Here is a 12,628-nt window from a genome sequence, read left to right on the forward strand (position 1 = left end):
GAAAAACCGACGGAAGCATGAGCCGTATCTTTCCGCCAACTCAGGAAACTGTATTTCCAAGCACCTCTGCCGCGGTTTAGTGAGGTGAGTCTCACCTTTGTCAACAGGGGCCAATGTATCAAACGAGTTGGGATTCCTCATTCGCGCAGACGCGAAACTTGCTTCAGTCTTCGACCGAAATCAATTGGCGCAAGATGAGCGGCGTCGCTTGCGCCGCCTCCATTTTGGGAGCCCAATCCGCAAACCATCCCTGTGCCAAATGTGCGTCCAGCGCGGCCTGACTCGACCAAACCTCTACTATGGTCATTTTCTCCGGCATCTTCGGATCGCGCCAGAGCTCGTATTGCTCGCACCCCTCCTCACCGCGGGATCGGGTCATAAACTCATGCCGGAACATTTCAACGAAGGTCTCAGCTTCGTCGGGTTTGACGTCAAGTTCCACCAACAACCGTGCCTTCATCAGTCCGCAAGCTCCCAAAAACGTTCGTATTTTGCTTCAAGCGGGTGCAAGTCTTTCCGCCCCTCCATGAAATATCCGACCCACTCGGCCAAGCGACGCCCAGCCCGTCGACATGCTTCCTTTGCGTGTTCCGCACGTGGTTCCCCTGCAACGACCGCACCGTAGTGCAGGCTTTCTTTCTTGGCGACATAGTCGGTAATTCCGAAGACGAAATAGCCCATATTCATCATCATGATCGACATAGCCATGCAGGCAAGTTCGCCACCGCCACCTAGGCTACCGGCTGAAGTGAACGGTACGGCGAACTTCCCGTCGGTCTTGAACCAAATGTCGGGAGTGCGCTCGTCCCACCATTGCTTCATCTTCCACGACACCCCACCCAAGTGCGTCGGGCAGCCAATCGCAATTCCGTCCGCCCAAAATACGTCCTCGGTTTCGGCCGCATCTACATGACGTACACGAATCTCCATACCTGGTACGGATTCAACCCCTTCCTCGACAAAGGGCACGGTGGTTGAGGTGAATTTACGGTCGCTTTCACTATCGTAGATAATGAGGATATTTGCCATGGTTCTCTCCCTAACTGTCGCGTCCGCGTAACCACGCGGTGATAACTTAGGAAGGTTCCCGACCTATGCTCGTCGCACAATTGCCGACCGATCAGCACTGTCCCGGATAGTGGAGTTTTCTGAAATATGGATACAAACAGGCATTGATCGGTCCTTCACTGACAATTTGGGCGTGCTGAACGGTTCTGGTTGGCAGAAGAAAACAGGCCGCACAGGTGAGTTGAGCGGCTAACTCCGCGAATTAACGTAATGGGCAGAGTCGTGGTGGGAACGGACTTTTTGCAAGAACTACTGAAACGGCAAGAGTCCGTGGTTTAGTCCAGAGAAAATCTGAAGTTCAGAAATCGGTCCAATCCAGCACGACTAAAGGTGCGTCGATTACCCTGTCGGCGATTTTTGAGTAAATGGTATCCACATTGGACACGGGATGTCGGCTCATGAGCCCCCCCACGTCCAGACGTCCGTCAGAAAGCCATAACATGGCTTTTTCAAAACCCGAAAAGATACTGTGTGGGGCGTTGTTGTAGCCTTCCAGCAACTCCTCCCAAACGAAATCACGGCCGTGGATCGGCAACTCCCATTCCCAGCCACTGCGCAGATTTACGTAACCGAAGAAGACCTCGTGCAGGACGTCGTGGGCGGGTATGTCGGTGCGCTGTTGCCAGGGCACACCGACCAGAACAACCTCTCCTCCCTGACGGACGATGCGACACGCATCGAGCACCGCTGCCTCATGCCCTGAGCAATCAACCACCAAAGCGACTTTGCGGGCATACGCTGGGTCGTCCAGTGGCATGGACGCGAATGTGCTGCCGATACCCGACTGTTCAACTTGAGATCGACGCTGCGCGTCCGGTTCGACCACCGAAACGTTGAATCCGCCGATTTTGAAGTTCTGGGCGGCCAGCAACCCGACCGGACCAGCCCCACAGATGATGACCGTATCGCCGGGGCGGGCCTTGGTTGTCATTAGCGTTGTCATGGAGACGCCCATCAGCCGGGCCAACAGCGCTGTTTCGGCATTCATGCCTTGCGGCACGGGCAGAGTATGGCGCACCGGATGTTGCTGCGTCGACCGATGATGCCCCATGCAAAAGCACAGGTCCCCGATATTGACACCCTCAACCTCGGTGCCAACCTTATCGACACGAAACACGGCGGCGTATCCTGGTCGGATTGGAAAGTCATCTCCGTTGGCCCAGGCAAGCTCGGTCCCCTGGCTGATCAGGGTTGCAACAGTCCGGCCTCTGACCTCGTCAGCGGCAAGCGGAGCGTCCTGATAGTCGGACAGGGTAAAGGTGTTTTTGGCTGGAAAGATGATTTCCTGAGGCATGGGATTGATGTCCTTTCGTCAGAGCGAGAGACTGACGCCGCTTTTGCTGTCAAACAGATGGATGGCTTTGGGGTCGAAATGCACCGTGATTTCAGCCCCTGGAGTCGGCCTGCCGATGGCCGGAACCTCAGCGATCAACTCATGCGGCCCGGCGCGCAGGTCCAGCAGGGCCTCGTTGCCCAGATATTCAGTAACCTCGACACGGGCGGGGGCCGTGTTTTGAGCTTCGGGATTTGCTGACGACAGGCCATTGGGCCGAATGCCGATGGTCACCGCCTGACCATCGCTCACAACACCATTGAAGCGGCTTGGCACTTCAAGGTGCAGGCCGTCAGCCAATAGTAGCCCCTTTTCGGCACGCGCTGGAATCATGTTCATTGGCGGCGAACCGATGAAGGTGGCAACGAACATATTGTTGGGCTGGGTATAAACCTGCTCCGGTGTGCCGACCTGCTCGATATTGCCGTCCCGCATGATGACAATCTTGTCGGCAAGGGTCATCGCCTCGACTTGATCGTGTGTCACGTACAGGACGGTTGTGCCCAGACGATTATGCAGCTTGGCAATTTCCAACCGGACCTGCGTGCGCAGCTTGGCGTCCAAATTGGACAGAGGCTCGTCGAACAAGAACACATCCGGTGTGCGTACCATAGCACGGCCCATCGCGACGCGCTGGCGTTGCCCGCCAGACAGTTGCGCAGGGCGGCGCGAAAGAAGCTCTGACAGGCCCAGCGTATTGCCGACCTCATCAACGCGGCGGGCAACCTCGTCTGCGGACAGGCTCAGCGGTTTGAGCGCGAACTCCATGTTCTGCCGAACGGTCATGTGGGGATAGAGGGCATAATTCTGGAATACCATCGCCACGCCGCGATCCTTGGGTGCGACCTCGTTCACGCGAATCTCGCCGATCGTGAGGTCCCCGTCCGACACATCCTCAAGCCCCGCAACCATGCGCAGGGTCGTGGTCTTGCCGCAGCCAGAGGGGCCCAGAAGGACGACAAATTCGCCCTCTGCTACATCTAGATCAATGCCATGAACGACCTCGACCGACCCGTATCGTTTGAAGACATTTCTCAACGTTATTGCCGACATTGAATTTCCTTTACTTGACCGAACCCATCGTCAGTCCGCGCACCAGCCAGCGCTGGCAGGTCAGGACAAAGACGACACCGGGAATGAGAACGACAAAGGACCCGGCCATGATACGACCCCATTGCACCGCGTCCGATGACCAGAAGGACATGACCGCCACGGGCGCGGTTTGCGCGTTTGAGCCAGTTAGCATCAGGGCAAACAGGAACTCATTCCAAGAGAAGATGAAACAAAACACGGCGGATACTGCGAGGCCCGGCGCGGCCAGCGGTAGGGTGACCTTCCAGAAGATCGAGATCAGCCCGTGCCCGTCGACGGCGGCGGCCTCTTCCAGTGCGGTTGGTACCTCGTCAAAGAAACCTTTCATCAGCCAGACGGTCAGCGGGATGTTCGCCGTGGAATAGACGATGATCAGCGCGATAGGCGTGTCCAGCAGACCGACGGTTTTAAAGATTATATAATACGGCACGACCACAGCGATGGGTGGGAACATGCGCATCGAAAGAATCCAGAAGGCCACATCGTTCATCCGTTTGTGCTTGATCCGGCTGATCGCATAGGCGGCGATGCTGCCGAAGAACACCGAAAAGGCGGTCGACCCGAGCGCCACGATCAGGCTGTTGCCGATGAATTTGCCGAAAGGCCGCATCGTGAACAGGTTGCGGTAGTGATCCAGCGTCGGCTCGAAAACCATCGCCGGAGGTTTCTGAAACATGATTGGGCTGGGTTTAACCGAGGATGAGGCGATCAGATAGATCGGCGTCATGAACACGATCAACGCAATCCCCAGAAGGGTGTAGACTAGGATTGCTTGTTGGGTGCTAGGTTTGTTCATTTCGTCACCGTCAGCTCAGCACTGGATCGCGGTTGAGGGATTTGAAGAAGAAAGTGATCAGCACGACGATGATGATCAGCGATACGAAAGACGCGGCCGCCCCGACCCCCATCTGCCAGAACGTAAAGGACTGGCGGTAGATATAGAGCGACAGTACTTCGGTTGAATCTCCGGGACCGCCCTTGGTAAGCACAAAGATGATGTCGTAGATCTTGAATGCGTCGATGGCGCGTAGAAACAACAGGCTGACCAGCACGGGCTTTAGCTGCGGCAGGGTGACAAAGCGGAACACCTGCCAGCGCGTGTTCCCGTCGATCCGCGCGGCTTCGTAGGGTTCGGGTGACAAGCTGGTCAGGGCGGCAGCCGTGCCCATCATGATGAATGGCGTCCATTGCCAAATATCGGCGATAGCGATCGCCCAAAGTGCCCAATCAGGCGAGGTGATCCACGAGACCGGGCTGATACCAAGGAAGCTGAGGAAGTAGTTCAGATAGCCCAGTTCGGGAAAGTAAAGAAACAGCCAGACAAGGCCAACGATCACCGGCGATATCATCATCGGGATCAGCAGCATCGTCCGCGCGATCCCCATTCCAGGCAGGCGTTGGGTCACGAGAAGGGCAAGGCCCACACCGACAATCAATTGAATGCTGAGCGTAATTGCCATCAACTGAAAGGTGATTTTCAAGGCGTGCAGGAAATCGCCTGTCGTCAGCACGTTCTGATAGTTGCTCCAACCGACGAAAACGCGTGGTACAAAAGGCTTGGCCAGATCATATGATCGAAAGCTCAGATATCCTGCGTAGAGCATCGGGTAGATGGTCGTCAGAAACAGGATCAGGATGGCTGGCAGCAGAAAGATGAGGAAAATCCGCCTGTTGCGCTTACGGATATAGGCCATGAAGCGATACTTTCGTCAGGGTTCGAATTTGGTGCTGCCCCGGCACAAAGAAACCGGGGCAGCGGGGAGGCCGGCCTCAGTTGAAAACGTCGGCCGGTGTGTCGTTGATCCAGCGCAGGCGCAGATCCTCGGGGAAGACCTTGAGCCGCGTGTTGATCTTGGTACAGGCGTTGGTCAGCGCTTCCTGGGCCGTTTCGGTCTCACCCGCCATGAATTTATTCAGCTCAACGCCAAAGATCTCTTCGACATCGGCGTAGAACGGGTGGAAAATACGGCGGCGCGCGTTGTCCTGCGTTTCAAGAAGGACCTTGTAGTACGGGTATTTCTCTTGCAGCTCAGGATCGGACAGAATCGACTTGTGGAACTGGCTGACCCCTGATCCCTCCTCGGCAAAGCGGCGCATCATGTCACGGGACGTACCCCATTTGATGAACTCCCACGCGGCCTCTTTTTCCTGATCGGTGGCCTTGGAATTGATGCCAAAACTGAGCGCACCAGTCATCGTGGGTTGTGGGGAACCATCACCTGTCGGGCTGGCGGCAAAACCGGCCTCACCCACAGTGGGCAGCACGGCCTCGTCCGGGTTGGTCAGACGCACGGTGCGCACCGACCAGTAGCTGGACTGGGCAACTTCGGCCCGTTCCATGTATCCGGTGCGGATGTCCCACATCAGGCCCAGATAATCCGGCGGGTTAAACGCCACGAGCCGTTTCATCACATCAGCCGCAGCCAGCGCCGCCTCGCTGTCCATGGCACACAGACCGGTTTTGGGGTCCCAATAACTGCCGCCGAAGCTGCGCATTATCGGGAAAAAATCATGGGTGATCGCGCCCGCCACGCGGCTGTAGGCCTGAGCATTACCGTAGAAGTCTTTCTCCAGCGTCTCACCGGCCAGCGTGTCCCCTGCCTTGCGGGTAAAGAATTCGGCAATATCGATATACTGATCCCAGGTCTGGGCCGGAGCCAGATCGTAACCGAATTTCTCTTTAAACGCCGCCTGTTCGTCGGCATTTTCATACAGGTCCTTACGATAGTTCTGGTGCCAGATCATGCCCGAGGCCGGGAAAGCCAGCAGACGGCCCTGCCAGGTGTTTTCCTGCAACTGGATGGGAACGATATCGTCCAGATGGATCTCTTCCGCATCACGCTTGGCCAGATCTGTCAGATCCTCCAACGCGCCGGATTCACCCAATACGCCGACCCAGGGGCTGTCGACCCACATCAGTTGATAGGATGGGTCGTCGGCGCTGGCCTCAATCACGATTTTGTCGATGAGGCCCGGATACGGAAACATGTCGATCTGCACTTTGGCACCTGTCAGTTCCTCGAACTCATCTACGATCGGGGCCAAACGCGTGACCGACGTGTCGCCGATGGCAAGCATCTTAAGCTCAACGCCGTCAAAGTCCTTTGCGTACCCCACCGTCGCCGCCGTGATTGCGACGGCTGACGCAAACGCGCTCAATCTCAGTGATTTCATAATTTCTCCTCCGCTGAAGGGCGCCTTTCGCGCCTTGATGAAACGATTAACCATTCGCCATTTCTTAACGCCGATTATTTGCCCTGCGACGGGGTCCAGAGCTTCTCGGAGGCCTCTGCCTCGTACCCGAGCGGGCCGTTTGCACTGACGATTTCAAGGTATTGGCCCCAGGGCGCGCGCAGATACATCCAGACAAGTTGATCCATCGGCCCGCCTTCGATCAGGGTGGGGCCTTCCAACACATCCACTCCTCTGTCTTTCAACCGTTCGGCGGTTGCGAAGGCATCTTCGACCTCGAACGCCATATGCATCGCGCCCACTTCGCCGTTGTGTTTGATGGGTGTGGGCTCGGTCACACCGGAATACTCGAACACTTCCAGTGATCCGCCCCGGCCAACCTGCAGAACCCTCTGGTCCGAGATCTTGCACCCTGCCGGTACACCCAGTCGGGTCAGCATAAAATCGTCGTCCGCATCAACGGCGCCACATTCCATGATCGTGACTGCACCGAATACGTCGGTGAAGAACGTCACAGCCTCTTTCATATCGGGCACGGTAAAACCGATGTGGTGTAAACCCAGTGTGGTCATTGCGGCCTCCCATCTGTTTGCTGAAACGATTAACGCACCATTTAGTTACTTGGTCAAGACAGTTTTTCAACCTTTGAAATTTCATATTATTTTAAGCGATTTATGCCAATTCACGGCGTCCTTCGTTGCGTTCTTCCGCAAAGATGACCGCGGGAAGCGGATTCAGTCCACGCACCATATCCGATGCCTTTTCACCGATCATGATGGTCGGAGCGTTGGTGTTGGACGAGTTAATCGCAGGCATGATCGAAGCGTCGCATACCCGAATGCCTTCAAGCCCACGTACCTTTAACTCGGTGTCCACCACTGCCATGTCACCGTGCCCCATCTTGCAGGTCCCGACGGGGTGGTGATCGGTCTTGGCGATTCCGATGGCATAATCCAAAACCTCGGCGTCCGTTGCGCTGGGGCCAGGCAGAACCTCATGCCGTACAAAATCCTTCAACGCTTGCTGCCGCATGATCTCGCGGGCCATCTCCAGCCCGCGCAGAGACATCTCGCGGTCATATGGATCGCCCCAGAAATTCGGGTCAATCAACGGGGCGGCATTTGCATCTGCCGACGCCAGCCGCACCGTTCCCCGTGAGCGTGGTCGCGCAAACGTACTATTGAGCGTAACCCCGCAGCCATTGATCTTGACGATGCCTTTCTCGATCCCTGACCCTTGTCCGAGATGAAACTGCATATCAGGGGCTTCGGCGGTCTCGTCTGCGTACCAAAACCCACCGGTTTCGAACAAGGACGCAGTCACCGGGCCGGTTTTGGTCAGATAGTACTGCAGCCCGGCGAGAATGGTCCGGTCGATCCGATCCGTTCCATCATATGTATGTCGCCCGGTGCATTCCGAGATTGTGCACAGGTCGATATGATCTTGGAGGTTCGAACCGACACCCGGAAGGTCATGAAGCACCTCAATCCCGACAGCGTTCAGGTGATCCGCCGGGCCGATCCCGGACAGCATCAGCAGGCGGGGAGACCCGATCGCGCCAGAGGTCAGCAAGACCTCGCGCTCGGCCTTTACGTTGATTTTTTCAGTTCCCTTTTGTACCTCGACACCGGTTGCTCGCGATCTGTCGAAGACAATCCTCTGAACCTGAACACCCGTCATTACCGTCAGGTTGGGCCGGACTTCAGCCGGTTTTAGGTAAGCCTGCGCGGTAGATGACCGGCGCGCGTCTTTCTGCGTCAGCTGGTAGAACCCGCACCCGGCCTGTTGTGTGCCGTTGAAATCGGGATTGTAGGGCAGTCCCCATTGCTGGGCCGCCCGGATAAAGGCGCTGCAGATCGGCAATGCACCTCGGGGCATGGAAACCCCCAACGGGCCGTCGCCGCTGTGGTAGTCGTTTTCGAACCGTTCATTCCCTTCGGCGCGTTTGAAATAGGGCAGAACCTCGCGATAGCTCCAGCCTTCGCAGCCATGCACATCGACCCAATTGTCATAGTCCTTGCGGTTACCACGGGTGTAGATCTGCGCATTGATTGACGATCCGCCTCCGATCACCCGCGCCTGTGTGTACCACAGAGACCGGCCGTTCAGCCCTTTCTGCGGCACCGTCGACCAGCCCCACGAGGCAATCCCCTTTGTCATTTTGGCAAAGCCTGCGGGCATGTGAAAAAGCGGGTTGCTGTCCCGTCCCCCAGCCTCGATCAACGCGACGCTGATATCAGGGTCTTCGCTGAGACGGGCAGCCAGCACGCAACCGGACGACCCTCCACCAACGATCACATAGTCGTAGCCTTCATGGGACATATGCGTTGCTCCGTGCCAGTATTAGTAACCGTTTGGTTACAAACCATCACACAGAAGCAACACTCCGTCAAGCTAGGCGGGCGACGGAGTCGCGGATGACCAGTTCCGGCCTAAGAATAACCGGGTCGACTGGTGCATTGTCGTTGCGCAGAAGTTTCACAATAAGTTCCGCTGATATGCGCCCGATCCGGTTCGGATGAATGTTAACGGACGACAAGCCCGGTATCATGGCATCATTTTGTTGAATGTTGTCGAACCCCATGACCGACAAATCCTGGCCCACCAGCACACCCACTTGTTTGGCCGCCCGATAGACCCCGGTGGCCTGGTCATCGTTGAAACACAAAACCGCTGTTGGCAGACGGTTCTTCATGTGTGCGTCAAGAACCTTGTCACAAGCGAAATCTGGCAGTTGAGTGCCGGGCTTGAGCACACAGGCCGACGTCGGCAGGCCCGCCTCAGCAAGCGCCTTGTAGACGCCATTTCGGCGTCCCTGCCAGGTTGTCGTCTGCTCATACCCGCCAACAAACCAAAAGGAGCGATGGCCATATTCAATTAGATGGCGCCCTGCCAGATACCCAGACATTTCTTCGTCCGCACCAACAAAGGCGGCCCCGGATCCGGGGATGTCGCGCACGCACACGACGGTCGGGATGTTGCGGCGCAAAGTTTCTGCGATGGAATCCGCATTAGGCACGTGCACCGGGCTGATCACAACTCCGGCCACCCCTTGCGCAATCATCGAGGCGATCAGTTTTCGCTGCCGGACCGGATCGTTTTGCGCGGTCGCCAATAGGGTCAGATAGCCGGCCTCGTAGGCAGAGGTTTCCAGTGCGGCAACAAGTTCACTAAAGAACGGATTGACAACTGTATTGAGCACAACGCCGATCAGCGATGATCGACCCGTTCGCAATTGCGCCGCTGTGCCGTCCCTAATGAACCCCAGTTCGCGGGATATTTCCAATATACGTTCCCGCGTCTTGGTTGACACGCGTCCGCTACCGCTCAACGCATAAGAAACAGTCGCGTTGGAAACACCTGCCGCATTGGCTATGTCGGAGATTTTGACGCGTCCCAAACTCTTATCCCGATTCGTGGCGCAAACTCTTTCCCAGATCAAAGCGCAGATTCATCTGAAAGATGGATCACATTTCAGGCGTGCTTGTCCAGTCTGAGCCAATTGGGTTGTAGGGGTCTGCTTCGGCTGGGGCAGAATGACACCCTAGGGCTGGGTGTCATCGATTTTTCCACCTGTACTCGCCCGTGAATAGGATATGTGCCCATCCGAGGGGCGAGATATGCTCCAGGAGTTGAGGTGAACAGTCGAGGGTATTGCCAACTTGTTTGCGCGTGATTGAGAGGGGTGGGGCCAGTTCCTGTCAGACGTTCATTTCGGCAGTATAACCAAGGTTCGATCGTCGCGGTTGCCTTCCTTGCCTCGGACGCGGCAAGTGGGATCACCGGACAGCTTCTTATGGCGGATGCGGGGTATTCTGCGGCTTAGTTTCTCCAAATCTCAAATAGACGGATCTGAAGGTGTCGTCTAATTGTACAGCCTAGATCAAGTCGTTTTTTACTTAGGAGACCGGCTGCCGGGTGCATGGTTGTCTTCGCGGTCGACATCGACCGCCGCATGATGGAGCGTCGCATGTGTGGTCGCATTACCGGATGCGACTTTTCCCGGACATGTATTCCAGCATCAAGGAACCGAAGAGGTGGGCCATAGCACCTTCGGCCCGCTCCTCCCCGACAATGGCCTCGAATATCCTGCGATAGGTTGACATGGCGACCTGCATTGCCTCGTCCTCTGCAATCTGGGCTCTTGATTTGCCGCGAAGGTAGTCGAACGTCAGGGCCATTTCGGTCGCAAAATCCTGGCGCAGGACATCCGTGAGGCGCATCAGGTTTTCCTCCTCCGTTGCGTCGGGATCTACCAGGTCTTCATCGAACGCGGCCATCACCTGTCTGGTGCAGGCCAGGAACAGATCCTCCTTTGTGGGGAAGTAGTGATAGAGTGCACTTTTGGACAGACCCAGATAGGCCGCAACCTTGCGCATGCTGGTTCCGGCATAGCCGTGATCCGAGAAGTACTTGACCGCCCGCTGTGCCAGATCCTGGCTGTAGGCTTCGTGATCTACAATCTTCGGCATTTTTATCGTCCAGTTGGTCTATTTAGGATTGACATGAGTTGCACAAGGGGTCCATAGCTCTTAAATAGTCCATATGGTCGAAATAAAAGAGCACGTGATGCCGGACCCCGTCCTTTCCGTGAAATTGATCCACATCCTGGCCGTGATCATCATGGTTGGGGCGACCATCTTCAATGGGGTAGTCCATTCCCATGCACGGACTTCGAGCCCGGCAGAGGCAACGGCACTTTTGCGAGTGGTAATGCAGACAAACACTGTCTTGATGAGGCCGTCGCTTCTTATCGTTCCCATTTCGGGATTGGGGATGATGGAGCTTCTGGGCCATGATTGGTGGCCTGGCTGGCTCATGGTCTCGCTCGCCCTTAGCCTGGCCCTGCTTCTGACCTATGTCGTGGGAGACCGTGTTGAGCGGCAGTTGCATGTCATCGCAACAGAAGCATCTCAGGCAGGTTTACCCGCCCTGCCTGGCATTTACCAAAACACCTTTGCCAAGGCTGCACCCATCGGTGGTGCTGCCCTCGTGATGAGCCTCATCACCCTGATCCTGATGATATTCAAACCGTTCTGAGCGGAAGATACGACCATGACGACCAAATACGGTGGAGTTGATCGCACCCACGATCACTCTCTTGGCCCAAAACTCGTTTTCGCCTTGCTGCACGGCGCGATCGTGGCGACCTGTTTCTGGCTGGCTTTCGGCGCATTCGAATGGCCCGACCCAATCCGGGCCAAAATACTGACCGGGGCTGCCGCGCTCTACTTCCTACGGCATCTGGTAACCCTGTTTGTTCTGCTTGAGCGCAAAGTCGAATTGCCCGAAGGATTGGGGCTAGCCGCGTTTATGGCCATTTTCGAGATTGGCTTTCTTTTGCTTGGCGCTGGGGTGCTGTCTGGCAAAGCGACACCTTTTGGAGCATGGGATACTCTTGGCGTTGCCCTGCTAATCCTCGGTTCGTATCTGAACACCGGGTCCGAGCTGCAACGGCACGCCTGGAAGAGATTGCCCGGGTCGAAGGGTCGATGTTACACCGGTGGGCTTTTTTCCTATTCGACGCACATCAACTACCTTGGTGACAGCATCCTGTTCACCGGGTGGGCAATCCTGACGGCTTCGCTCTGGGCTTTTGCAATTCCAGCGTTGATGACATTTCTGTTCGTCTTCTATCACATCCCCTCTCTCGATGCGTATCTGGCCGAACGCTATGGCGAAGAGTTCAAGGCCTACGCTCGGAAAACAGCCAAGTTCTTGCCTTTCGTCTACTGAACACCAGCGAAATATTGTCGATAGCAACGCGGGCCGCACGGTCTGTTCATGATCGTCGCGGCACGCCTCAAATCCGCAAGGCAGATCTTCGATCACGATGCAGTAAACAGCAACTCTGTGACCCGTTGGCTTGTCCCTTACACAGCTGCGGTCCAGAAGCGGTATCTGCCCTGTCCGGTGATTTCGCGGGCCAGGCCGCGTTGGGTG

The 12,628-nt window shown here is 56.3% G+C and carries 14 protein-coding genes; 3 read left to right on the top strand and 11 right to left on the bottom strand.

From position 1 onward, the window contains the following. Positions 1 to 163: 163 nt before the first annotated feature. From AC2TEL_RS21010 to AC2TEL_RS21055, 10 genes are all read right to left on the bottom strand, one after another. Positions 164 to 460, bottom strand: coding sequence for a putative quinol monooxygenase (locus tag AC2TEL_RS21010; protein WP_480844470.1), 297 nt, complete (start codon positions 458 to 460; stop codon positions 164 to 166). Next, positions 460 to 1,029, bottom strand: coding sequence for a flavodoxin family protein (locus tag AC2TEL_RS21015; protein ID WP_480844471.1), 570 nt, complete (start codon positions 1,027 to 1,029; stop codon positions 460 to 462). Before AC2TEL_RS21015 ends, AC2TEL_RS21010 begins: the two co-directional genes overlap by 1 nt. Positions 1,030 to 1,366: 337 nt before the next feature. Beyond that, complete coding sequence (locus AC2TEL_RS21020) at positions 1,367 to 2,362, bottom strand: zinc-binding dehydrogenase (protein WP_480844472.1); 996 nt, start codon at positions 2,360 to 2,362, stop codon at positions 1,367 to 1,369. An 18-nt stretch (positions 2,363 to 2,380) separates the two neighbouring features. Beyond that, a complete protein-coding gene (locus AC2TEL_RS21025) occupies positions 2,381 to 3,454 on the bottom strand; it encodes an ABC transporter ATP-binding protein (RefSeq protein WP_480844473.1) in 1,074 nt (357 codons plus the stop codon). Between the two features lie 10 nt (positions 3,455 to 3,464). Further along, the gene (locus AC2TEL_RS21030) at positions 3,465 to 4,289 is read right to left on the bottom strand and encodes a carbohydrate ABC transporter permease (RefSeq protein WP_480844474.1); all 825 of its coding nucleotides are present in this window, start codon (positions 4,287 to 4,289) and stop codon (positions 3,465 to 3,467) included. A 10-nt stretch (positions 4,290 to 4,299) separates the two neighbouring features. Next, complete coding sequence (locus tag AC2TEL_RS21035) at positions 4,300 to 5,187, bottom strand: carbohydrate ABC transporter permease (RefSeq protein WP_480844475.1); 888 nt, start codon at positions 5,185 to 5,187, stop codon at positions 4,300 to 4,302. 76 nt (positions 5,188 to 5,263) lie between these two features. Continuing rightward, positions 5,264 to 6,667: an extracellular solute-binding protein gene (locus AC2TEL_RS21040; protein ID WP_480844476.1), complete on the bottom strand. Its 1,404-nt coding sequence runs from the start codon at positions 6,665 to 6,667 to the stop codon at positions 5,264 to 5,266. Between the two features lie 74 nt (positions 6,668 to 6,741). Then, positions 6,742 to 7,257, bottom strand: coding sequence for a VOC family protein (locus AC2TEL_RS21045; RefSeq protein WP_480862938.1), 516 nt, complete (start codon positions 7,255 to 7,257; stop codon positions 6,742 to 6,744). A 100-nt stretch (positions 7,258 to 7,357) separates the two neighbouring features. Beyond that, complete coding sequence (locus AC2TEL_RS21050) at positions 7,358 to 9,007, bottom strand: GMC family oxidoreductase (protein ID WP_480862940.1); 1,650 nt, start codon at positions 9,005 to 9,007, stop codon at positions 7,358 to 7,360. A 67-nt stretch (positions 9,008 to 9,074) separates the two neighbouring features. Continuing rightward, on the bottom strand, positions 9,075 to 10,127 hold the full coding sequence (locus tag AC2TEL_RS21055; protein ID WP_480906762.1) for a LacI family DNA-binding transcriptional regulator: 1,053 nt from the start codon (positions 10,125 to 10,127) through the stop codon (positions 9,075 to 9,077). Between the two features lie 243 nt (positions 10,128 to 10,370). Here AC2TEL_RS21055 and AC2TEL_RS21060 point away from each other — a divergent pair, with 243 nt between their 5' ends. Next, entirely contained in the window at positions 10,371 to 10,511 is a 141-nt protein-coding gene (locus AC2TEL_RS21060) for an SDR family oxidoreductase (protein WP_480844480.1), read from the top strand. A 157-nt stretch (positions 10,512 to 10,668) separates the two neighbouring features. Here AC2TEL_RS21060 and AC2TEL_RS21065 read toward each other — a convergent pair whose 3' ends face one another. Next, positions 10,669 to 11,157: a TetR/AcrR family transcriptional regulator gene (locus AC2TEL_RS21065; RefSeq protein ID WP_480844481.1), complete on the bottom strand. Its 489-nt coding sequence runs from the start codon at positions 11,155 to 11,157 to the stop codon at positions 10,669 to 10,671. Between the two features lie 73 nt (positions 11,158 to 11,230). Here AC2TEL_RS21065 and AC2TEL_RS21070 point away from each other — a divergent pair, with 73 nt between their 5' ends. Together AC2TEL_RS21070 and AC2TEL_RS21075 are read left to right on the top strand one after the other, a co-directional pair. Next, the gene (locus AC2TEL_RS21070; protein ID WP_480844482.1) at positions 11,231 to 11,725 is read left to right on the top strand and encodes a DUF2269 family protein; all 495 of its coding nucleotides are present in this window, start codon (positions 11,231 to 11,233) and stop codon (positions 11,723 to 11,725) included. A gap of 15 nt (positions 11,726 to 11,740) precedes the next feature. After that, entirely contained in the window at positions 11,741 to 12,421 is a 681-nt protein-coding gene (locus tag AC2TEL_RS21075; RefSeq protein ID WP_480906765.1) for a DUF1295 domain-containing protein, read from the top strand. Positions 12,422 to 12,628: the final 207 nt, after the last annotated feature.

Source organism: Ruegeria sp. HKCCD9138, from assembly GCF_057220975.1.

Excerpts from the sequence above, each read along its gene's own strand:
- AC2TEL_RS21070 (WP_480844482.1), top strand. The coding sequence starts at position 11,231 with ATGGTCGAAATAAAAGAGCACGTGATGCCGGACCCCGTCCTTTCCGTG.
- AC2TEL_RS21010 (WP_480844470.1), bottom strand. The coding sequence starts at position 460 with ATGAAGGCACGGTTGTTGGTGGAACTTGACGTCAAACCCGACGAAGCT.
- AC2TEL_RS21040 (WP_480844476.1), bottom strand. The coding sequence starts at position 6,667 with ATGAAATCACTGAGATTGAGCGCGTTTGCGTCAGCCGTCGCAATCACG.
- AC2TEL_RS21025 (WP_480844473.1), bottom strand. The coding sequence starts at position 3,454 with ATGTCGGCAATAACGTTGAGAAATGTCTTCAAACGATACGGGTCGGTC.
- AC2TEL_RS21030 (WP_480844474.1), bottom strand. The coding sequence starts at position 4,289 with ATGAACAAACCTAGCACCCAACAAGCAATCCTAGTCTACACCCTTCTG.
- AC2TEL_RS21015 (WP_480844471.1), bottom strand. The coding sequence starts at position 1,029 with ATGGCAAATATCCTCATTATCTACGATAGTGAAAGCGACCGTAAATTC.
- AC2TEL_RS21045 (WP_480862938.1), bottom strand. The coding sequence starts at position 7,257 with ATGACCACACTGGGTTTACACCACATCGGTTTTACCGTGCCCGATATG.
- AC2TEL_RS21035 (WP_480844475.1), bottom strand. The coding sequence starts at position 5,187 with ATGGCCTATATCCGTAAGCGCAACAGGCGGATTTTCCTCATCTTTCTG.
- AC2TEL_RS21065 (WP_480844481.1), bottom strand. The coding sequence starts at position 11,157 with ATGCCGAAGATTGTAGATCACGAAGCCTACAGCCAGGATCTGGCACAG.
- AC2TEL_RS21020 (WP_480844472.1), bottom strand. The coding sequence starts at position 2,362 with ATGCCTCAGGAAATCATCTTTCCAGCCAAAAACACCTTTACCCTGTCC.
- AC2TEL_RS21075 (WP_480906765.1), top strand. The coding sequence starts at position 11,741 with ATGACGACCAAATACGGTGGAGTTGATCGCACCCACGATCACTCTCTT.
- AC2TEL_RS21050 (WP_480862940.1), bottom strand. The coding sequence starts at position 9,007 with ATGTCCCATGAAGGCTACGACTATGTGATCGTTGGTGGAGGGTCGTCC.